15 protein-coding genes are annotated in these 22,008 nt (G+C 53.6%); 7 read left to right on the top strand and 8 right to left on the bottom strand.

Features of this window, described 5'->3' with window-relative positions; genetic code table 11:
* Positions 1 to 166: 166 nt before the first annotated feature.
* A complete protein-coding gene (locus tag N7922_RS13580) occupies positions 167 to 955 on the bottom strand; it encodes a MipA/OmpV family protein (protein ID WP_263100906.1) in 789 nt (262 codons plus the stop codon).
* Positions 956 to 1,082: 127 nt separating this feature from the next.
* Between N7922_RS13580 and N7922_RS13575 the strand changes: the two genes are divergently transcribed.
* From N7922_RS13575 to N7922_RS13560, 4 genes are all read left to right on the top strand, one after another.
* On the top strand, positions 1,083 to 1,775 hold the full coding sequence (locus N7922_RS13575; protein WP_263096781.1) for a response regulator: 693 nt from the start codon (positions 1,083 to 1,085) through the stop codon (positions 1,773 to 1,775).
* Positions 1,772 to 2,968: a sensor histidine kinase gene (locus N7922_RS13570; RefSeq protein WP_263096780.1), complete on the top strand. Its 1,197-nt coding sequence runs from the start codon at positions 1,772 to 1,774 to the stop codon at positions 2,966 to 2,968. The genes N7922_RS13575 and N7922_RS13570 overlap by 4 nt, the downstream gene beginning before the upstream one ends.
* Before the next feature lie 78 nt (positions 2,969 to 3,046).
* A complete protein-coding gene (locus N7922_RS13565) occupies positions 3,047 to 4,207 on the top strand; it encodes an efflux RND transporter periplasmic adaptor subunit (protein ID WP_263096779.1) in 1,161 nt (386 codons plus the stop codon).
* Positions 4,207 to 7,269 carry an efflux RND transporter permease subunit gene (locus N7922_RS13560; RefSeq protein WP_263100905.1) on the top strand — a complete coding sequence of 1,021 codons (3,063 nt, stop codon included), beginning with the start codon at positions 4,207 to 4,209 and terminating at the stop codon, positions 7,267 to 7,269. Before N7922_RS13565 ends, N7922_RS13560 begins: the two co-directional genes overlap by 1 nt.
* An 83-nt stretch (positions 7,270 to 7,352) precedes the next feature.
* On the opposite strand, the gene N7922_RS13555 is transcribed toward N7922_RS13560, so the two are convergent.
* Positions 7,353 to 8,675, bottom strand: a complete 1,323-nt coding sequence (locus N7922_RS13555) for a 2-hydroxycarboxylate transporter family protein (protein ID WP_263096778.1) — start codon at positions 8,673 to 8,675, stop codon at positions 7,353 to 7,355.
* Between the two features lie 370 nt (positions 8,676 to 9,045).
* On the opposite strand from N7922_RS13555, the gene leuC reads away from it, so the two are divergent.
* From leuC to N7922_RS13540, 3 genes are read left to right on the top strand one after another with little or no spacing between them, the layout of a single operon-like run.
* A complete protein-coding gene (gene leuC / locus N7922_RS13550) occupies positions 9,046 to 10,464 on the top strand; it encodes a 3-isopropylmalate dehydratase large subunit (protein WP_263096777.1) in 1,419 nt (472 codons plus the stop codon).
* A gap of 2 nt (positions 10,465 to 10,466) precedes the next feature.
* Positions 10,467 to 11,078 carry a 3-isopropylmalate dehydratase small subunit gene (gene leuD / locus N7922_RS13545; protein ID WP_263096776.1) on the top strand — a complete coding sequence of 204 codons (612 nt, stop codon included), beginning with the start codon at positions 10,467 to 10,469 and terminating at the stop codon, positions 11,076 to 11,078.
* Between the two features lie 18 nt (positions 11,079 to 11,096).
* On the top strand, positions 11,097 to 11,942 hold the full coding sequence (locus N7922_RS13540; RefSeq protein ID WP_263096775.1) for a fumarylacetoacetate hydrolase family protein: 846 nt from the start codon (positions 11,097 to 11,099) through the stop codon (positions 11,940 to 11,942).
* A gap of 75 nt (positions 11,943 to 12,017) precedes the next feature.
* Here N7922_RS13540 and N7922_RS13535 read toward each other — a convergent pair whose 3' ends face one another.
* The 6 genes from N7922_RS13535 to N7922_RS13510 form a co-directional block, all read right to left on the bottom strand.
* Positions 12,018 to 12,923, bottom strand: a complete 906-nt coding sequence (locus N7922_RS13535) for a LysR substrate-binding domain-containing protein (RefSeq protein ID WP_263096774.1) — start codon at positions 12,921 to 12,923, stop codon at positions 12,018 to 12,020.
* Positions 12,924 to 13,053: 130 nt separating this feature from the next.
* On the bottom strand, positions 13,054 to 14,481 hold the full coding sequence (locus N7922_RS13530; protein WP_263096773.1) for a hypothetical protein: 1,428 nt from the start codon (positions 14,479 to 14,481) through the stop codon (positions 13,054 to 13,056).
* Complete coding sequence (locus N7922_RS13525) at positions 14,462 to 16,276, bottom strand: hypothetical protein (RefSeq protein WP_263096772.1); 1,815 nt, start codon at positions 16,274 to 16,276, stop codon at positions 14,462 to 14,464. Before N7922_RS13525 ends, N7922_RS13530 begins: the two co-directional genes overlap by 20 nt.
* On the bottom strand, positions 16,276 to 17,946 hold the full coding sequence (locus N7922_RS13520; protein ID WP_263096771.1) for a hypothetical protein: 1,671 nt from the start codon (positions 17,944 to 17,946) through the stop codon (positions 16,276 to 16,278). Before N7922_RS13520 ends, N7922_RS13525 begins: the two co-directional genes overlap by 1 nt.
* A gap of 9 nt (positions 17,947 to 17,955) precedes the next feature.
* On the bottom strand, positions 17,956 to 19,785 hold the full coding sequence (locus N7922_RS13515) for a hypothetical protein (RefSeq protein ID WP_263096770.1): 1,830 nt from the start codon (positions 19,783 to 19,785) through the stop codon (positions 17,956 to 17,958).
* Positions 19,786 to 19,860: 75 nt separating this feature from the next.
* Complete coding sequence (locus tag N7922_RS13510) at positions 19,861 to 22,005, bottom strand: hypothetical protein (RefSeq protein ID WP_263096769.1); 2,145 nt, start codon at positions 22,003 to 22,005, stop codon at positions 19,861 to 19,863.
* Between the last annotated feature and the right edge of the window lie 3 nt (positions 22,006 to 22,008).

Raw genomic sequence — 22,008 nt, 5'->3', positions numbered from 1 at the left:
CTTTGAAACTCGGGTGGCGTTCCGGAGGTGATAAAAAACGTACGCAGGCTGGCTATGGCAATAACACAACGTAGAAATACCAGGCGCTCAGGTAGGCCGCCGCACTTAATCCCCAGATAACCCCCATTAGTTGAAAATCCTCTTTGTCCACGCTCTGGCGCTCCTGTCAGAAGGTATAGGTGAAGGCGGCGACAGCGGAACCTTCGTTGCGCCGCAGCACGATTGGGCTGTCTGCGGCTGCGCTATCCAGCCAGTGATACCCGGCGCTGAACGTAGCCCCCCAGTGCGCATCAAACTGGTGGCTCCAGATAAGGTGAGTATCAATGCCGTACATCCCGCCTTTCGCCGAATAACGGCTGTAGCCGGAACCGAGGCTTTGTTGTCGGTTCACGCCATAAAACGTGTTCATGTAGCGACTGTCGCCGAACAGAATGGCGGACTGAATAGCGACAGTATCGTAGGCGCTCTGCACGGGTAAAAGTGTTACCGAGGTCTGGTATTGCACACCCTGGCTGTCGGTCAGCGGCAATGTGGCTTTGCCTTCTACCGTCAGCCAGGGGGTTACCGACCAGCCAACGGCCAGCGCCGTATTGAGGACGGCGTCAATAGTGCCCATCCCTTTTAAGTTGTCTGCGCCGTCCCGCCAGTCGGAACGGCTGTCCGCCCGCCCGAGGTTGTAACCCAGCGTGTGTTCGAGATAGAAGCCATTCGCTGTTTGCAGGTCATAGCCAACCCCTTTTTCCGTATCCAGAAAAAAGGCGCCATCGCGCGCCTGGATCACGGGAACAATCTGCAATGCGTATTTGTCTGAACCGCTGTATTGTGGCGCGTATTGCCCGCCCAGCCCGAGTGTAAAGGCATCCTGCGGCGCTGCCGCATCACTGGCGTATGCGCCCGTCGTAAAGGGGGTGAGGAGTGGGCCGATCATGTACAGCGCGGTTTTTCTCATTATCATCATGGCATCCCGGTGGTGAAGAGATAATACGGCTGACCAAAAGGTTGCCGTATGCTGATGCAGAAGTATGGGCGTGGCGTATCAATGAACGGTCGGGAAATTGTTAAGAAACGGTCAAGGTGGGCAGATGTTATCCCGAAGAGTGCTTGTGATTGAAGATGATGCGGATGCCGCCAGCGTGCTGGAGGCCTATCTGCGTCGAGAAAACTATGCGGTAACCATTGTGGGCGATGGGTTATCCGGGCTTGAAATGGCGCAACGCTGGAAGCCGGATCTGATCCTGCTGGATGTGATGCTGCCTGGCCTGAACGGTACCGAAGTCCTGGCGGCGCTGCGGCGTAAAAGCGATGTGCCCGTCATTATGGTGACGGCCATGGGGGATACTCCGGATCGCATCGGTGCGCTGCGCTACGGCGCGGATGATTATGTTGTTAAACCTTACCACCCTGGCGAAGTGGTGGCGCGGGTACAGGCGGTGTTGCGCCGCAGTCGACAAGCGGAAACGCGGGACGATGTACTGCGCTGGCATACGCTGGAAGTGGACAGGGTCGCCATTACCGCCACGGTAACGCAGGATGGTCAAGTCCGGGGGCTGGAGCTGACGCCGACGGAATTCTCCCTGTTGTCGACGCTGATGGGCAACCCGACCCGACCGTTTTCCCGCCAGCATTTACTGGAGCACTGTCTGCCGGAGAGCGAAGCGCTGGAGCGAGTGGTGGACACGCACGTTTACAACCTGCGCAAAAAGCTGGAGAACGCAGGCATTACCGGCGTGTTAGCCAACGTTCGCGGCATTGGTTACAGGTTTCGCCAGCCATGAATAATTCCACTTATCAGTCTCTCTGGCGCTGGATCTGCGGGCGCATTCTGGCGCTGGCGATTGGCACCGTGATCCTTATCGCCCTGTGTATGTGGTTACGCTTTGCCATTCAGAACTACTGGATCCTGCATAAGATGCCCGCCGCGCTGCGTGACGAATTCCTCGTGCTGATGGAGGATCCGCAGATAAACCCGGCGCGTTTCCACGATATTGTGGACAGCTGGTGGGGGCTCAGCTACTCCACACCGACCATCGCCTCTGCCGACTGGTTGATGGTTGGCGTGCTGGTGTTGGTGATGATCCCCTTTATTGTATTTATGGGGCTGAAATATGCCCGGCCATTGTCCATTCAGTTCAGCCGCCTGCGGGATGCCGCCGAAGAGGTGACGCAAGGGGAGTTTGGCCGCCAGGCGGAGCTGGTTAAGGATGCGCCTGCGGAAATGATCCGTTTTGCCAGCGATTTCAACGTAATGACCCGGCAACTGGCGCGCTATGACCGGGAATTGCGCGCATCGCACGTGGCGATGGCCCATGAAATTCGCTCGCCGTTGACCGCCGCCATTGGCCGCTTGCAGGGCATGCTTGATGGTGTTTTTGACCCCACGCCCCAGCAACTGGGGATGGTGATGAAACAACTGCAACACCTCAGTCGCCTGACTGACGAACTGCATTTGCTGTCGCTGGCGGATGCAGGCCAACTGACGCTCAACCGACAAGTTTTCTCTCTGGATGAGTTGCTGCGTGAGCAGGCGGCATGGCTGAAACCGCAGGCCGACGAAGCCGGGATCGGCGTTTCCATTGATGGCGCACAACCCTGTCCTTATCACGGCGATGCGTTCCGCCTGGGGCAGGTTTTTACCATCCTGATGGAAAATGCGCTGCGTTACGGGCAACGGGGTGGGTATCTCTCCATTCACTTATCCCGCCAGCAGCAGGATTATCGGATTGATTTTTGCGATAACGGGCCCGGTGTGGATGCCGATTTTCTGCCGGTGATGTTTGATCGCTTTACGCGGGCGGAAACCTCCCGCGCACGGCATTCGGGCGGCAGCGGGCTGGGGTTATCCATTGCCCGTGCGATATGTCTGGCGCATGGCGGGAGCATCAGCGCATCGTTACCGGCGGCAGGCGGGTTGCAAATCAGCGTGATCCTCCCGGCTGCGTCGACGCAGGAAGGAAAATCCGCGTCTTGATAAACTCTTGACGAAAAATGCAGTGAATCTCGATTTAACTGGCATGAAATGGCGCTCTTTATATGCCGGAGCGCCGTCATGCCTGAACAATTTACTGATTACTTTCGTCAGTGCCTGCACCACCTTTTTACTGCTGCACGCACCGTCTCACTGTTATCACTTCTCCCGTTGATTGCGCTAAGCATCGCTGTTCCGCTGCTGACGAGCTGTGGTGAAAAGTCAGCGGAGAAACCCGCGCCGCCCCGGCCGGTGCGCTATGTGGTGGTGGCGCCGTCCGCGTTTGGGCAAGCGGTCGTGCGTACCGGAGAGATCCGCGCGCATGATGAAACCACTCTCGCTTTTCGTCTGGATGGCCGCATGGTCAGCCGCCTGGTTGATATTGGCGATCGCGTGCGGGCAGGCCAGGTCCTTGCCCGACTGGAAAGCACGACCGGGCAAAACCAGCTAACCAGTGCGAAAGCCGACCTGGATGCGGCGAAAGCCTCCGGGCAGGTGGCGGCCCTTAACCTGAGCCGGATGCAGAAGCTGATGCCCTCCGGTGCGATAGCCCGCACTCAGCTTGACAGCGCCCGCGCGGACTGGCTGACCGCCGCCTCACGACTGAAAAGTAGCCAGGCGGCACTGCGTAACGCCGAGGACAACCTGGCATGGACGCAATTAACGTCCCCTGCTGACGGGGTGATCACCGGCGTCAGTGCATCGGCAGGTCAGGTGGTGAGTGCAGGCCAGACGGTTTTCACGCTGGCGACCAGCGATCGGCGTGATGTGGTGATTGATATTGCCGACCCACAACGCTTGTCAGCCGACACGGCGGCGCGTTTTCCGGTTGCACTGCTGGCTGACCCGGCGGTGCAGACCACGGGGACAGTACGGGATGTCAGCCCACAGGCCGACCCGCAAACCCGGACATGGCGGGTCAGGTTAACACTGCAAACACCGCCTGCGGCGATGGCGCTGGGTGCCAGCGTCACGGTGGCGCTGCCTGCGGACGTCGGCTCCGGTCCTGGCGGCGATCACTACGCTGTTCCGGCAACGGCGATCGCCCGTTTAGACGACCGTCCTGCCGTCTTTGTCATCGATAACAACCAACAGGTGCAACTGCGCCCGGTGGCGTTGGCGGGTTATACCGCGTCGTTAGCCATTATCGCCTCCGGAGTAGCGCCCGGCGATAAAGTGGTGACCGCGGGGGTCAGCAAACTGCGTACGGGCGAAAAAGTGATCCCCGGAGAGCCGCAATGATGACGCCTCGTTCAGACAACGCCAGCTTCAATCTTTCCGCGTGGGCGCTTGCGCACCAGCAACTGGTGAGCTTTCTTATGCTGGTGATTGTCGCCGCCGGTATCCTCTGTTATGAGAACCTGCCGCGTAATGAAGACCCGGCGTTTACCATCAAAACTGCGGTGGTATCCGCGCAGTGGTCAGGCGCTACCGTTGACGACACCACCCGGCTGGTGACCGATGTACTGGAAAAAAAGCTGCAAGAGACGCCGTGGCTCGACTATATCGAAAGTGAAACCCGCGCCGGTAGCGCGGTTATCTATGTGAACCTGCGTGACGATACGCCGCCGCAAAAGGTCGCGGATATCTGGTATCAGGTCCGTAAAAAAATGCAGGACGTGGCTTCGTCATTGCCGCAGGGCGCGCAGGGGCCAGCCGTTAACGATGAGTTTGATGACACTTTCGGCACGCTGTATGGTTTTACCGCCGAAGGCTATACGCCCCGCGAGTTGCGCGATCGGCTGGAGGGGATCCGCCGCGATCTGATGTCGCTGAAGGATATCGGCAAGATCACGCTTTTGGGTGAGCAGAAAGAGCAGATTGTGATCGCTTTTTCGCCACGCCAACTGGCGGGTATGGAACTGGATATCCAGCAGGTGAGCGATGCGTTAGCCGCGCAAAACGCCGTCGCGCCGGCGGGAACGATGCGCACCGAAAACGATAATATGGCGCTGCGGGTCAGTGGGGCGTTGACATCCGAAGAGAGCCTGCGCGCTGTGACCCTGCATATTAATAACCGCTACATCCCCCTGACGGATATCGCCACCGTGAGCAGACAACGTGCGGAACCGCCAGCGCCGGTCTTTCGTGTCAATGGGCAACCGGCGATGGGGCTGGCGATTTCTATGGCACCGACCGGCAATATGCTCCATTTCGGCCAGGCGCTGAATGCCAGAATGGCGCAGTTGAAAGCACAGTTGCCGCACGGTATCGAGATCGTCAAGGTGGCAGACCAGTCGGCGGTGGTCAGCGACGCCGTCAGCGGTTTTGTTCGGGTGCTGGTGGAAGCCGTACTGATTGTGCTGGCGGTGTCGTTTGTCTCTCTGGGAACCCGCGCGGGGCTGGTGGTGGCCGCTGCCATTCCGCTGGTACTGGCGATGACGTTTGTCGGGATGATGCTGGCGGGCATTGGTTTACAACGCATTTCGTTGGGAGCATTGATCATTGCCCTCGGCCTGCTGGTTGATGATGCGATGATCACGGTTGAGACGATGGTCGCCCGGCTGGAAGCGGGGGACACGCGCCAGCAGGCGGCGACCCGGGCATTCAAAACGACCGCCTTTCCGATGCTGACGGGCACGCTGGTGATGATTGCCGGTTTTATTCCGGTCGGTTTTGCCGCATCGAGCGCCGGAGAGTACTGCTATTCGCTGTTTGCGGTGGTGCTGATTGCGCTGCTTTGTTCGTGGGTTGTCGCAGTTCTCTTTTCCCCTCTGACCGGTGCATGGCTGCTGCCTGTGCGTTTACCGGCTCACGCTGGCGGCGCGGGCAAACTGGCGGGTATGTACCGACGATTGTTGCATCTGGCGCTGCGTCATCGACTGGCGACAATCGGGGCGGCGTTGCTGGCGCTGGTGCTGTCGATGGTGGGCGTGACACACATGCAGGGCGAGTTTTTTCCGGCCTCCGATCGCCCCGAGCTGCTGGTCAGCCTCTCGCTGCCCGCCAACGCATCACAAACGGAAACAGAAAAACAGGTTGAGCGCCTGGAAAAATCCTTGATTGGCAATGACAACATCGATCACTTCAGTGCGTATGTGGGCTCCGGCGCGATACGCTTCTATTTACCGATGGACGTGCTGCTGGAAAACGAAAACACCGCGCAACTGGTGGTGGTGGCCAAAAACCTGGCTGCGCGTGATCGCTTACGTGAACAACTGTCGACCCTGCTGGCCGGGCACTTTAGCGATATCACCACGCGTGTGTCGCCGCTGGAGCTCGGGCCACCCGTTGGCTGGCCGCTGAAATACCGGGTGAGCGGGCCGGATTATGCGCAGGTGCAGCGCTACGCCCACCGTCTGGCTGCGGTGGTGGGCGCATCGCCGCTGGCGCGGGAGGTCAATCTCACGGCGGGTGAGCCGGAAAGGGTGATCACCATGCAGGTGAATCAGACCGCAGCGCGCGCCGCGGGCGTCTCATCCGAAAGTATTGCGCAGATGTTGAACACGGTCTGGTCCGGCACGACCGTCACCAGCGTGCGGGACCAGGATCGTCTGGTAGACGTGGTGCTGCGCGGCAACGATCGTGAGCGGCTGGATATCGGCACATTATCGACGTTAATGCTGTCCGGGACCAATGGCGCGAAAATTCCCCTGAGCGAAGTGGCAACCCCGGTTTGGGGTGTGGCGGATCCGGTTATCTGGCGGCGACAGCGGCTACCGTTTATTACGGTGCAAACCGACCTCGCGCCGGGAATGCGCGCCGAGGCGGTGTCGGCAGGGTTGCGCCCGGCAGTGGACACGCTGCGGGCACAATTACCCGCCGGGTACACGATTGAAGAGGGCGGCGCGGTGGCCGAGTCGGATAAAGGGAACCGATCGGTCTATGCGGTGCTGCCCGTGACGCTTATCGTGATGTTGCTGCTGCTGATGATCCAGTTGCAGCGCTTTTCCCGCATGCTGCTGGCGTTGTTGATGGCGCCGTTTGGCCTGCCGGGCATTGTGCTGGCGATGTTGCCGACGGGGACGCCGATGGGGTTTGTCGCCTTGCTGGGCGTGATTGCGCTGGCGGGCATGATCATCCGTAACGCGGTGATCCTGATAAGCGAAGTCGACAGCAATGTGCAGCAGGGCATGGCGAATGATGAGGCGATCATCGCGGCGGCGGAACACCGCGCGCGGCCGATTATGCTCACCGCCTGCGCCGCTATTCTGGGGATGATCCCCATTTCGCACCAGGTCTTCTGGGGGCCAATGGCCTTTGCCATTATCGGCGGGCTGATGGTGGCGACGCTGGTGACGCTCACGGTGTTGCCCGCGGCCTTCAGCCTGCTGCTGACCGGTCAGCGAACGCAGAATCATTGACGTGGCTGAATACGCGCTCTGCACCGATAAAAATAATAATGTGTAGCGGGAGGGGGATAGATACCGCTCCCGCATGGTGCATGTTAAGAAATGGCTCGCAATATGAATGAGGCAATAATGACCGTAACGACGCCACCGATCCTTGTTACGATCTGCGCAAACGGCAGCAGCATCATGCGATCGGCAGCAGAAAGAATCGCGACATCGCCAGTACCGCCAAGCCCGCTATTACAGGTCGTCACGATAGAGGCTTCGACACGATGCATATTTAACCAGGGTGCCAGAAAGAAACTCGATGCCGTAATCGTTGCAACGACGGAAAACGACACCAGGAAAAATCCAACAGAGAACTGACTGATCACACCTGAAAGCGGTATATATACCATCCCTAAACCAATCATGACCGGCCAGATCAGCGATTTGGCAATAAATGAATGGAAACTCTTTGCGCCATCGACCATAACTGCCGGGATAACATTAAAATATTTGCACAGCACGGTAACCATAATCATCACGACGATGCCAGGTACACCGATAACTTCGCCAATTAATGTGCCAAGTAAAAAGAATGCACAAATCATCAGTAACCCCGCACCCATTGATTCATAATTGACGACGCTGGTTGCCGAAATTTTTGGGGCGAGATCGTCTTGTTTTCCTTTAACCAGTTCACCATTGCCCGTGAAATGAGGGAATTTATTGCCGATTTTTGCAATAAAACCTGCTGCACATACTGCAATAATATTTCCGGTGACTGCCGCAGGAACCAGTTGTGCGATGTATTGTTCCGGACCACCACCAAGGATGGATGAGTAGGATAACGAGAGTGGAATAACGCCCTCACCAATGCCGCCGCCCATAATGGGGACAATAATGTAGAAATAGGTGTGATAGAACGTATAACCACACAGTTTGCCAACAATAAGCCCTACGGCAATAGCGCTAATGTTTCCCACCGCCAGCGGGATAAACATTCGCATAATTCCCTGAATTAAGGTCTGGCGACTCATCCCCAGAATACTGCCGACGACCAGCGAGGCGATGACTAAGTATAAGAAGTTGGAATCCTTCATAAAACTTTTCACCGTACCTACAATTTCCGGGTCAAACACATTAGCCCAGACCATCAGCGACGGAACCATCAGACAGAAAATGGCTGGCCCGCCGATGTCTTTAGCAACAGGACAAACGCGACCGAGGAAGGAGAGTGCAATCCCCATCGGCATGATGATGGATAATGCACCAATCATGGTATGAGGTAATAATTTAAAATAACATGTGGCTAATACAATGCCGGAAATAATAAAAAAGAAATAAACCGGGATGGATGCGATCAGTTTTTCGTTTGGTGCCAGTGAATCTTTAGCGGATTTCAACGAAGCTTCATATGAGTTTTTCATTTTCATGCCTATATTTCAGTGTAAAAATATGCAGCAGTCCTTTTTATCAAAAGGAAATTTCAATAAATTATGGGATTTGCAGAGGCTGTATCCTGACAATTATTAACCGTGTGAAACGTGCGTGTAATCACAGAAAATTCGGTATAAATAAAACGATGCGTAAATACATAATTCACATATCGTAAATTGATGGTGGCGTTAATCTGCGAAATTTTTCAGATGAACTTACAGGACGTTTTCTGACGACAGAATGTAATGGATATCGCACACTTTGTAAAAAGTGTTTTTCACCCTGTGCTGTCGGTATTTGATATACACCATTATTATGAGGTTTATACTGGAATTAACTTAACCAGTGAGCAATGCAGGTAAGAGTATGAAACCGAGTAAAACCCTTTACGACAAGCATATTGATTCACATACCATTAAAAAATTTGATAACGAAGGGAACGTTCTTTTATATATCGATCGTTCTATTCTGAACGAATATACGAGCCCGCAGGCATTTAGCGGATTGCGCGAAAAGGATCGCCGGGTTTGGAACCCCAAATCCATCCTGCTTAATGTCGACCATGTCAATCCGACTCGCCCATCCCGCGATCGGCACATGACGGATCCCGGCGGTACTTTGCAGGTTAACTACTTCAGAGAGAACAGCCAGCGCTTCGACATTGAATTATTTGATGTCATGGATAAGCGGCAGGGGATTGAACATGTTGTCGCCCATGAACAAGGCCTGGCGATGCCGGGTATGGTGATTGCCGCAGGCGATAGCCATACGACAACATATGGGGCGCTGGGGGCATTCGGTTTCGGCATCGGCACCTCGGAAATAGAACATCTCCTCGCAACGCAAACGCTGGTCTACAAGAAACTGAAAAATATGCGCGTGACGTTAGAGGGGCAGCCTGGCGTAGGGGTCGCCTCAAAAGACCTCATTATGGCGCTCATTGCGCGTATTGGTGCCGATGGCGCAACGGGCTATGCCATTGAGTTTTGCGGAAGCGTGATTGATAGGCTTAGCGTTGAAGCCCGTATGACCATCTGCAATATGGCAGTAGAGGCCGGTGCACGCGGCGCATTTATGGCGCCCGATGATAAAGTCTTTGCCTACCTGAAAGATACGCCGCGTGCGCCGAAAGGTGAGCTGTGGCAGCAAGCTGTTGCGTGCTGGCGCCAGCTTCGCAGCGATCCGGATGCAAAATTTGATAAAGAGATTTATCTCGATTGTTCTGATGTCGCCCCTCATGTGACATGGGGGATCAGCCCCGATCAGGCTGGCGCGATTGATGGTTGTGTGCCAGATCCGGATGCCATTGATGATGAGCAAAAGAGAAAAGATTACATCACTGCATTGAAATATATGGCGTTAAAGCCAGGGATACCCTTCACAGACATTACTATCTCCCATGCTTTTATTGGCTCTTGCACCAACAGCCGTATTGAAGATTTACGTGAAGTGGCAAACGTTGTGCAGGGTAAAAAAGTCGCCTCTCACGTCCGGGGTATGATCGTTCCGGGCTCAACGCAGGTGCGTGAAAGAGCGGAGCAGGAAGGTCTGGCGCAAATCTTTATTGATGCCGGGTTCGAATGGCGTCAGTCGGGGTGTTCAATGTGTCTGGCTATGAATGAAGATGTGCTCTCGCCGGGTGACCGCTGTGCCTCAAGCACAAACCGTAATTTTGCCGGAAGGCAGGGCGCGGGGTCGCGCACGCATCTTATGAGCCCGGCAATGGTCGCGGCTTCAGCCATTGCGGGTCACTTAACCGATGTTCGCTATTTTACCGGGGTGTAGTCATGGAAGCATTTAAAACGATTTCAGGTATTGCCGCGCCGATGCTGGCTGCCAATATCGACACGGATATCATTATGCCAAAACAATTTCTCAAAGGAATTGATCGGCAAGGGCTCGATAAAGGACTGTTTTACGATCTGAGATTTAATGCTGATGGCAGTGAAAAAACGGACTTTATTCTGAACTCTGCCGAATGGAAGGGGGCCCGGTTTCTGATCACGGGCCCGAATTTCGGCTGTGGTTCAAGCCGCGAGCATGCGGTATGGGGGATGAAACAATTGGGGATCCGCGCCCTGATTGGTCGCTCATTCGCAGGCATCTTTAATGATAATTGCCTGCGTAATGGTGTTTTGACCCTCTGCCTCGCAGATGAGGATCTCAAATACCTGTCGGCACAAATTTCGGACCCTGAAACCAACCATATTTCCGTGGATCTCGAGAATCAGGTTATTGTGACAAAAAACAGGACTTTTTCATTTGATATTGATGACTTGAAAAAAGAGATGCTGGTAAAAGGACTGGATGCCATTGGGTTGACCTTGTCTTTTAAAAACGAAATCATCCAGTTTGAAGAAGCGTATTTTTCTGCAAACCCATGGCAGAAAATAAGCTAATAAGCTTGAGGGTTAATCATGAAAATCGTTAATTTTAAAATTAATGGAAAACATAAGTTTGGCATTATTAATGCTGATGGGATAGTTGATGTCAGCGCAATATATGGCAACAAATATCCTTCATTAAAAGCGTTCCTCGAAAATGAAGAGGTGTCTGGCCTGACTGAAATTGCACTGGCGAAAGCAGATTACGATCCCGATCAGGTTGAATATCTTCCGGTTATTGACAACCCAACCAAGATCATTTGTGTCGGTATGAACTATTCCGAAAAACGGGCCGAATTTAATGAATTGAACCCGGAACCCACACTCTTTGTCCGGTTCGCCGATTCGCAAACCGGCCACCTCACCTTTATTAATAAACCTACGGAGTCACACGAGTTTGACTACGAAGGTGAACTGGCGGTGATTATTGGTAAGAAATGTTCCCATGTGTCAGAAGCAGATGCGTTTGACGTTATCGCAGGTTATAGCTGTTATATGGATGGTTCCGCGCGGGACTGGCAACATAGCTGGTATACCGCGGGTAAAAACTGGCCTAAAACAGGAGCGTTTGGACCTTATCTGACCTCTAAAGACGAGATTCAGGATCCGCATAATCTGTCAATTCGCACGTTCCTGAACGCGAATGAAGTCCAGTGCGATAACACCAAAAATATGATCCATAAGATACCGTACCTGATTGCCTATATCAGTACCTTCACGCCGTTGAGTCCGGGCGATGTCATTATCACGGGTTCTCCGGGTGGGGTTGGCAAGAAAAGAACACCGCCTCTTTTTTTGCAGGAAGGCGACTGTGTTGAAGTTGAGATCGAAGGGCTGGGCCGGCTACGCAACGCTATCCGCGAAGCAAGCGTAGTCTGAATCATCCCTCGCCGTATCCTGGCTCTGCGGTTATTCCCTGAATATGACTCATCAGCAGCTGCGTAACGTAGCTGCTTAAAACGTGATGTTCCTGAAATAGGCTTCTAAGAAATCGACACAGCGCCGTGTTTTCACCGAGTCATCAAGCTTCGTCGGGTAGATTGCCCAAACGGATGCCTGCTCATAATAATCGGGCAGAAGATGGATAAGTTGTTTGTTTTCAATATACTGCCTCGAATCCCACTGGCTGCGGAAAGCAATACCATGACCGGCCAGCGCCCACTGCATGATGATTTCACCACTGTTTGAGGAAAGGTCCCCGCTTACCCGAATGGTTTGTGTATTCTTCCCGTTGCTAAGCTGCCACAAGCCAAAGGGCTGACCCTTTTCCTGAAGAAAAAGACAACTGTGATCTGTCAGTTCTTCCGGCGTTTCCGGACGTTTTCGGTCATTGAAGTACATGGGCGCAGCGCAAAGGATCCGTCGGTTATCCGCTATTTTCTTTGCATAATAACGGTCATTGAAGGCTTCACCGACCATAATTTCCAGATCGATTCCCTCTTTGATTAAATCCAGTTTTGTATCCGTTAATGTGAGTTTGATTTTTAACTTTGGATTCTCTCTTGAAAATAAAGAGAGCGGTGTCGCCAGGTGGTTTTTACCAAAGCCGAATGAACTGGAGATATGCAGATTGCCGATGACATCATTGCGTACATGCTGAATTTGCTCGATAGCGTTTTTAGTATTTCTTAATAATTCATCAGCCTGACTTTTTGCCTCTTCACCGGCGCTGGTCAGTTTTATGTCGCGGGTGTTTCGGTGAAAAAGTTTAACGCCCAGCACATCCTCAAGAATATTGATTCTTTTCGTGACATAAGCATTTGAAAGCCCAAGTTCTACCGCGGCAGCAGAGAAATTCCCGGTTCTCACTACCGTCAGGAAAACGTTGAAATCTTCAATTTGGGGCCATTTGTTTTTCATTTTTTCCGCCGATAATTTGTGAATTGCTCATGATATAACAAGGTGTCTTCGTTGGGAAATTATCGGCGGTTATTTGCGAATCAGGATCGTCAGCCGATCCTGATTTGCCGGAAATATCACCGGAGCGCTCTCAGGGCACGTAGATCACTTCAAACGTGGTTTGCTGGTCCGGGAGATCTTTCCTGCCGCCGCTGACGTAATAAATTTGCATATCGTAGTGATATACCAGTTTGCTGGAGGGGTTGAGGATCTGTTCCAGCACCGAGACCTTTACATCCACTTTCTGGCTGGTGTGATCTTTGTCGAGTTCGATCGTTTTCCCGCCTACGCTTATCAGGATGCGGGAAATGGGTTTCGGGCCGTAGGGATCAAAGGCATCTTTATCGCTTCTGAATTCCAGCGTTTTGGTGATATCAACCGGTGCGGACTGCTTAATAAATGCCCGCGGGGTATTTTTGTATTTCGCGTTGAGCGCTAACTGCGCCGGGATATTTTCCGGGTCAAAACCCACCAGCTCTACCTTAAGGAAACCTTTAAGCAACAGGCTTTGCTGCGCCGTGTCGAACAACGCATCCCAAATCTGCCCAAATTGTGATGACGGCAAGGTGAAGGCATCGACAATACCGCTTTGCAGGTCGATCAGCGCGTTTTTCTCCTCGGTCATGCCTGCCGGTAGCGAAAGCCGCAGGGTTAAAGCATGGGCGTTAGCCAGCGGAAACAGTTGCCCTCGCGGCTGTTCGTATTCATCGTGAAACACGGTTTTGGCGTTGGCAATGCGCGCCTGATTGACCTGCGGCAGGATAAAGTAATCAAACGTCACGTTGATCTGATCCAGCGAAGTTGCATGTTCCGGCGCGCTGAACGAGATGGATAACATTGGCTTATCATCGTTCGCGGCATCGGTTGCCAGCGCAAACCGATCCGGAAGGTAAAAAAGATATTCCTGGTGGACATAGTCCTGGAAATAGTGATCGCTGTGCGCGTTGAACGGAATGTTCAGCAACTTGAGTTGCAGCACCGGTGGAGGGGGTAATAAACCCTGATAGATATAAGGGTAATAAGTCTGAGAGAAGTAAAACACCGTTGGCACGGTCACGGTGTTGAGCATCCCGTCGTGGGTTTTAAGGGCTACAACCAGCGTGGTCTGCGAATCATAACTGTCCAGCGCCCGCAGCAAGGCATCCCGTTCGCTCGGCAGCGACAGCAGCAGCCGCGCCTGATATCTATTGCCGCCGGAGGGCTTTGTTTCCACCTGCTGGAAGCGCATCTCGGTTTCATCGCCGAATGTCGAGAAACTCAGCACCACATCAGGAAGGGTCGATACCGCCTGATTGAGATCGAAATCGAGGGTCATTATCCAGCCGGTCTCTTTTTTGGCGGTGGTGATTTGATAGCGAATTTCGCCCGAGACGATTTCGGTGCTCACCGCTGCCGTCAGATCGGTGGGTAGCGCGCGCAGAGCGCGTAGTTGCGGTTTCGCGACACCCGGAAACTGTTGCGCCGCATTCGCCAGGATAACCCTGTTGAGGGTGACCAGGTCAGTGAGGAATGTGTTCATAGGTATCCTTGATGGGGTGTGAAAGGGCTAATTGCCGGAACGCGTTCAGTTCGGTGGATGTCCAGAGATACTGCCCGTCATGGCGGCGATACAGCGGTATTTCCGTCTGGCTGGCGGGGAGTCGCCATTTCTCTAACGCTGCGATAAGCGGCGTCAGGTGCGTAATGCCGCAACGTGCGGCGTAGTGCAACGTGACCAGCCACTCGTTGGGATGCGCGTAATAAGGGATCAGTTGATTGATGCGATCGTACTGGTTTTCACTCCACGCCAGCGCATTGTCGAACAGGGTGAGGATACGGGCGGACGCCGGGATCACGCGGTTCTGCGCTTTGCTCACACACGCTATCAAAATCAACGCATTGGTATTGACGCAGCAATCGAGCTGCGCCAGCGTGTTGGGTTCTTTCATCCAGCTATAAAAGGCCAGGCACTCAGCCCACTGGCATTGCGGTTCCGCCAGGCGACGATCCACCCGCTGGATCTGGTATGCGCTCAGCGTCGCCAGCGTATTCACGACCTCATCCAGAGAAATACGGCCAAATTTGTACAGCAACTCCGTGATGATCGCGGTGTCGTCGACGTCGGGCGCGAGGGTATCGCCCCGCATCCAGGCCGGGTGCGCACCCGCAGGCCAGAAGCGGTAACGTGCAGGCTGGCATGCGCAGGAGGCGATAAAATCGAGCGCTTTTTCAATGTATGGCGCGGTTTCAGCGGTATATTCCAGCGTGCGCAGTACCTGCGCGGTAACAAAGGCGTTTTCATCCCGATGCCAGCGGCCATCCGGCGTGCGCACATACGAAGGAAAAGCCCCGCTGGCGGTCTGCCGTTGCAATAAACAACCCAGCGGTGTGGAAGGCGGCGGCGAGGGTTCAATGTTTATCGCCACCTCGGTAAAACGATCGTTCTGCGGGCTGAATGTGCAACTGATGGCGCAGCGGCCTTGCCTGTCGACGGAGAGACCGAGCACGTTGAACTGCAGCGGCACGCGCTTGTCCAGCAACGATTGCAGTAACGGCATGGTGCACGCCTGCTGCGCCAGTAGCCTGTTGAGTGCATCGGGCACACGCGCATTGCTGCCAAAAAAACGCGGTGCGACGGTGAAAACGGTGAAGCTCTCCAGCCGTTGTTGCTGGTAAACCACGCTGAAGCCGTAGGTGGTGTACGGGAAATGCCCGTCGCTTTGCGTTTGCGCCCGTGCCGCCGCCAGAAGCGGCATCAGCGCGGGCAGGGCGGTGTCACAGGCAAACAGCGCGCCAACCGCAACAATATCGTCGTGGGTGATTTCCGCGCTGTGCCACTGGAAATAGAACTCAACCGGTGAGTCGGCCTGGTCGGGATAGTGGCCGACCATCAGCAGTTGCAGACCCGCTTCTGCCAGTTGCGCGGTGCTGTAGGGCATGCCCTGGTGGGTCCACTGCGCCGGGCAGTCGCCGCCAGTGGGCACTTCGCTATAGATCTTGGTGCTCACGCCTTGCTGACTGTATTTGCGTCCTTGCCAGTGACCAAAGCGCAGACCGTCGCCGCAGGCGCAGTGGAACTGCGGCAATTGCGCATCAAACGTACCCGCCAGACCCTGAGGCCTGGCGGTTGAGGTGGTAAATTCAAGCGGGCAGCCGTTCCACGCCAGCAGGCTGGTATTAAATGCCGCAGAGAGATAGCCTGACGCCAGCCGGGGCTCCAGAAAACGGGCAACATCTGCCCGTAATGCGTCAGCGAGCCACGGGGCTTGCTGGCACAACCCCTCTACCAGCGCATCCAGCGCCGCAGGTCGTACGGACGTGATGCCCGCCACCATCAGGCATTTCCCTCGGTAAATGGCGAAATAATGATGGCGGGCGGGTTCTCTTCGCCTTTAACCAGATGCGTTTTACCGCCCAGCAGGAAGTAGGTAATGGTGTAGTTTACCGTCCAGGGTTTTTCTGTCAGGCAGCGATATTTAAAGATCTGCATTTGCGGTTCATCTTCAGAAAAGGTGAACTTTTTCGACTTGATGGTCTGCTCATCATCCTGATAACGCAGTTCAACCACCACTTCGTTATAGTCATCCCACGGGAACTTCTTATCCGGCTTAATGCGGATTTGGTTAAAGGTCAGGACTTCCGTGGGATCGAGGTTCACCATGGTGGAGGCGCTGCGGGATACCGGGTGGTAACTGGTGTTGCCTTCCCAGCCGGATACCGCCGCTGATTTAAACGCAAACTCGCTGTCAATCTGAAACAGTTCCTGGGTATTTTTGCTGCGGGAAATCTCCTTTTTCCACTCCCCGCCATCGGACGTAAAAGCATCCGGCGTGTAGACATTATTGTTGTATTTCACCGCCACAGTGGCGGCTTTCAGCCCGTACTGGTTAAAACCGTCCGGCCCGAGCACCTCCAGCTTAATTTTCTGGAAGAAGGGATCGTTGACATTGACCTCTTTAAAATAGGGCGGTTCTTTCTTCACACGCAGCAGCTTGCTGCCGATAAAATTCTGCGGTACGGCGGACTGGGTGATGGCTTTGGAAGAGGTATAGTTAAAATTCAGTTTTTTGGTCTCTTTCCGGTTCACCAGTTTGATCTCCAGCGAGGCGCAGGGTAACAGGCCACCTTTGCCTTCTTTGCCGTCTTCGGACTTGCCACTGGCGAACAGCGCGTCGAGAATCGAGTCGCTGGCGGATTTGGCCTGGGTATTTGTATCCTCGTTGGGTTTCAGTGAGGCGGTGAAGAAACTTTTCAGAATTTCACCTTTCACAAACTCCAGCGCCCACTCTTTTTCTTTGGCGGCTTCATCGCCGGGCAGGCTTTCGGTGACTTTGATAATTAACTTCTGCTCCTGCTGAAGTTTTTGCATCACGCTGTCGAAGCCAAGCCAGAAGCTGGCAGGCGTCTCTATTGGAATCGGAATGTTTGCGCCAAATTTGGTGTCGAATTCCTGGTAGATATTTTCAAATTTGCCCTCAACCTCCACTTTCAGTGCGGGCGTAATGCCGGTGTAGGTCAGGTTATACGCTACCGCCGCGGGTGCCTGCATTTCGCTGAATGCCGCTTCAAGGATCACCGCCTGTTCCGGCGTCAGTTTTGCGCTAAAAATGGCGCTGTTTTTGGCGAACAGGCTTGGGCTTTGCGCACTGACCAGCTTGCCATTGGCGTTTTGCGCATCCAGTACGAAAAAGTTTACCGTGCCGTTGTCGTAAGGAACCTGTTGCAGGAGCGGGTTGGGCGGGGTCACTTTCAGCTTGCTTAAATAGGTTCTGAAGGCGCTTTTCAGGTCACTTTCCGGTATGGAGGTATCCACCTCAAAGTTGATATAACCACCTTGCTGATCGGCGCCATCCCCGGTGTATTTGATCAAGGTAAAAATGGGATTCCCCTCGCGCTCAGCGAGGTGGATATCGCCGGGCATATACCAGAACTGGTTGTCATCAGAATCATCAGCAAAGAAGGTGATGTTGTCGATGGTCGCGGTTTTTGCTCTGAGTAGTAACATAGCGGTTCCTTAAATGAGTTTGGCAATATCGATAAAATCAGCATCCGTGGTGGTGTTGATGCGCGGATCGTTACCGTTGCTGTGATCCGGCTGAAACTCGACCAGGATTTCCAGGGCAATGGTGCGGCAGTCGGCGTTCAGTTGGTCGGCGGAGAATGACTGCGGGTTCTCGCCATCTTCAGTAAACATCTGCATTTGCTGGAGCACGGGACCGTCAGGCCCGCTGTTGTAACTGAGAAACACCGTGGCTTGTCTGACAACCTGCCAGTCAAACCCGGCGGCAACCTGTAGCGTGCGCTGCGGATAGAGCGACGAAAAAATGAAAACATCCTGCCCGATAGCCTGGTTCAGCGTGACCGGGATATGCGGGGCATTGGCGGCATTGCTGTACTGCTTCGTGACGTCAAACTGCCAGAGATCGGCGTCCGGGAGCATCTGCGGGTAATTGACGTGCGTGGTGTATTGATCGAGCAGGAAACTTTTCGCAATGCGATTGTTTTTCTGCCGCAAATGCTGGCAGATGACGGTGACCAGCACCGAGTCATACCAGTCCCAGTTAAAGTGCGACTGCGCTTTTATCGTAAAGTCATAGCGCGCATATAAAGACTCAACGTCGAGGAAGACGTCCCCCAGCGAGGTGCTCATCGGCCCGGAACTCACGCTCGCCAGGCCGCCAATGGGCTGCTGGAAATAGACCGTAAACTGATAACTGACCGGCCAGACTATTTCGCCGGTGTTGGGATCGAGAATGCTGAGACGGGAAAAGGTTTGCGGCTGTGGCGCACCGGCGTTGAACTTGAGCGCCTGGTTCTGCTTGCCATAGGTCATGTTTGCCACCACCAGCAGAATATTATCGTCAAGCTCCGGGTTGAGCAGATGCACATTGACCGTACGGTGAGCAAAAAAATCATCCTTCAGATCGATCATTTCGATCACGCGTTGCGGCTGATAATCGCTGTTTTCAACCAGCGCGCCAAAGAGTGCCTGAGGGTAGATGGAGCGCTTGACGGCGGTGGTTTCCGAAAGCTTCGCACTCAGACGTCGATTATCCATTTCCTTCAGTGAGACCTGCTGTAAATAAAAGCCAAAACGGGGGGGCGTCTCAGGTGCCTGATGGGCAAACACCGGGGTGAAAAATTCACTGATTAAAACAGTCGTCAATTCTTCACCGGCCTGAATAATATGGCTGTCGGGGTCGCTTTGACGGGTCTTAATCTTGACGGTGCGCTGGCTAATCAGCGTTGAAGAAATATCCTCAATATCAACTGATAAAATAAGGACGTTAAATCCTACGCTGGTTTTTAAATAGTCGTATACCTCCTGCCAGTTTGCCTCCAGCTCAAACGTTGAGGGCGGTAACTGTTGCAAATAATCCACTTTATAACTTACGGCAACAGGAGCGGATTGCGGGGAGCGTAATAACGCCACCAGTACCTCAATATCCTCTTTTTTCTCTATTCTGCCGAAGAGATAGCACACTTGTTCATTGCTCAGTGAGGCTCTGTTCACTTGCTCAGGCAGCATGGCGGGAATGTTTAAGGTCGCACTACAGGCTATCGCCTGTAAGGGTTGCAACACGGCATCCGCAGGGATTGCCGGGCAGGATCTCGCCGCAGCTTGCGCCGCAGCCTGGCTGCTGGTCAACTGGGTTTGCAGCGACAGCATGGCATAATACACATCGCCCGGATCGCTGCTGTTGCGAAAGACCTGCAACTGCACGGCGGGCGTGTTATCGGTATGGAGAATGCACGTCGGCGTTGCCGCAATATAATAAAATATCGGGCGCTCCACCGCGGCCGGAATAAAAGCAATATTGTTCTGGATAATGATATTGGACATAGCGGTTGTCCATCTTAATCAAGAGAGACAGGCGCCAGGGAATGCATCAGCGCATTACCCTGGCGGGAAATATCGCTAGCACTTAACAAACACAGTGGTGCCGGTGAATTTATCCTCAATCTCTTTTTCCGGTTTTTCGTTATAAACAATGGTTGCTTTATAACTGTATGCAGCCTCGTTACCGGCCTCATCCGCCATGACTTGCACGGTGAGTGATTTGACGATGGTTTTCTTGTTCTCCGGGAACTCGTCCACCGTCAGATTTTTGGTAATTTTAAAATGGTACCGCGGATAGTCGATATACAAGTCGAAGGAGATAAACGCCACGTTTTGTTCCGGGATCTGGAACACAACGTTAAAGTTCTGTTGCCGCGGCAGGGCGTTCTCGATCTGGATTTGGTTGGCTTTGGTGGTGGCGTAATCCGGCAACTGAGAGCTGGAGTCCGAACCCGGCGGCACATAGGTCAGTTTACTGCCATCGACGGTGTGGTAGTCGGCGGTGAAGAAGATCGGTTCTTCCTGTTTAATACCAATCGGATAAATATAGGGCTGTGGCGGGTTTTTCTCGGTAACGATTTGGTTTACCGGGTTCTCTTCAATGCCATGTTTGGGATCGGAATATTGCGTTTTAACCACCACCTGCTCGAAGATTTTCCAGCCCGCCGGTGAGATCAGCGTGGCAATATCTGCATAGACGATACCGCACTGGGCGACGTTGATGGTTTCCACCAGACTATCCACCACTTCGATAGGCCCGGAATGATAGGGTTTGGCATGGACGCCGGAGAAGTTAACCACGTAGGAGTAGCTGTAGACGCGACCGAGTTTCTGGTCGACATACCAGTAATCCGTTTTTTTCGGCTTATCGTTATCTTTGTCGAAGGTCAGCGTAGAGGCTTTGTCGCCATATTTAACCGTGACGATAACGTTTTCAATATTGTATTTCGCCAGATCGCGGGTGACATAGAACTCCGGTTGCAGGTGACTGTAGAACGGGTCGTCAAGATCGTACTCTTTAAAGTAATCGTCCAGTTTTTCGCCTTTCTGCAACAGCGAAAGGATCGAGGGGAGCTGCGTTTGCGGCGCGATGGTAAAGGACACCACGGCATTTTCTGAATAGACGCGGGTGAAACTTTGGGTGTCATTCAGGCTCTCTTTGAATTTATCGAAGCCGCCAGCATCGTTCAGCAGGTTCAGGCTCATATCGAGACCGGTCTGGCTACTGAGGATCTGCTCAACCTGTTTCTGCCCCCACAGGCGAAGCGACTCTTTCCAGGCGAGGTATTGTTCCGGGCTCATGCCCAGTTCCTCTGGCCCCAGGCCAATATCCACTTTGGAGGTGATCGCCTGCGCATCGAGGTATTTTTGCTCGATTTTTTTCTCATCGGCAGACCAGGTGTGGCGATCGATCGTTTGCGTCACCTCTTTGGTTTTTTCGCTGCTATAGCTGACGGTAACGCTTGCCGCCGGGAGTGAGGCATCCAGCGTGAAATTAAACCGGACGCCGACGCTGGCATTTTTTTCAGAGCCTTTGAGAACCTGTTCGAATAGCGTGGCGCCTTCGCCGGTCAGCGACAGGCTAAATACGGTATCGTTGTCACCCAGGCCCGATGGGGTCAACACCGTGGGGATCTCCCGGTAAAACGCCTTGTTATTATCGAGGATCAAGGTGGCCTGCGCGGTGGTATAACGCGGCTGTTGCAGCTTTATCTTTTTCGCTTCATCCGGCATCAGGCGGTTTAAGAATTGATCATCGCCTTTGCTGGGGTCGTACAACTCCTCATAGACACTGGCCTGTTCGGCGGTTAAGCCGGTGTTTTTCAGCGCGGTATCGCGATCTTTTTCTTTCGTTTTGTTGGTCGGATCGTCTTTAAAGGCTTTATTGGCCTTCACGTACTTCACAATCAGCGTCGATTTGGCGCGCAGTTGCCCCGAAATGTTGTTATAGAGCAGGGCGCGGATCTTATCTTTCATCTCCTCCGTGGGCTGGGGCAGGTTAACGGTAAACTGCGCATAGCCGCCCTGCTGGTCGGTGCTGCGGTACTTGTAGAACATAAACTGCGGTTTCCCGTCTCGGGCGGAAAACACCGGAATTTCGGGCACGACGTAAAAAACGTTCTTGTCATTACTGTCGGCATAGCAGGTATAGGCATATTCAGTGAGACCTAAATAGCTGCTGACGGGAATTTTGACAGATTGCTGCAATGCGGTCGTTAACATGTG

The sequence above is a fragment of the Kosakonia sp. ML.JS2a genome (genome assembly GCF_025642095.1).
GTDB lineage: Bacteria > Pseudomonadota > Gammaproteobacteria > Enterobacterales > Enterobacteriaceae.
Note: the sequence above shows the minus strand (reverse complement) of the source record. Positions and strands in the feature narration are given on the sequence as shown.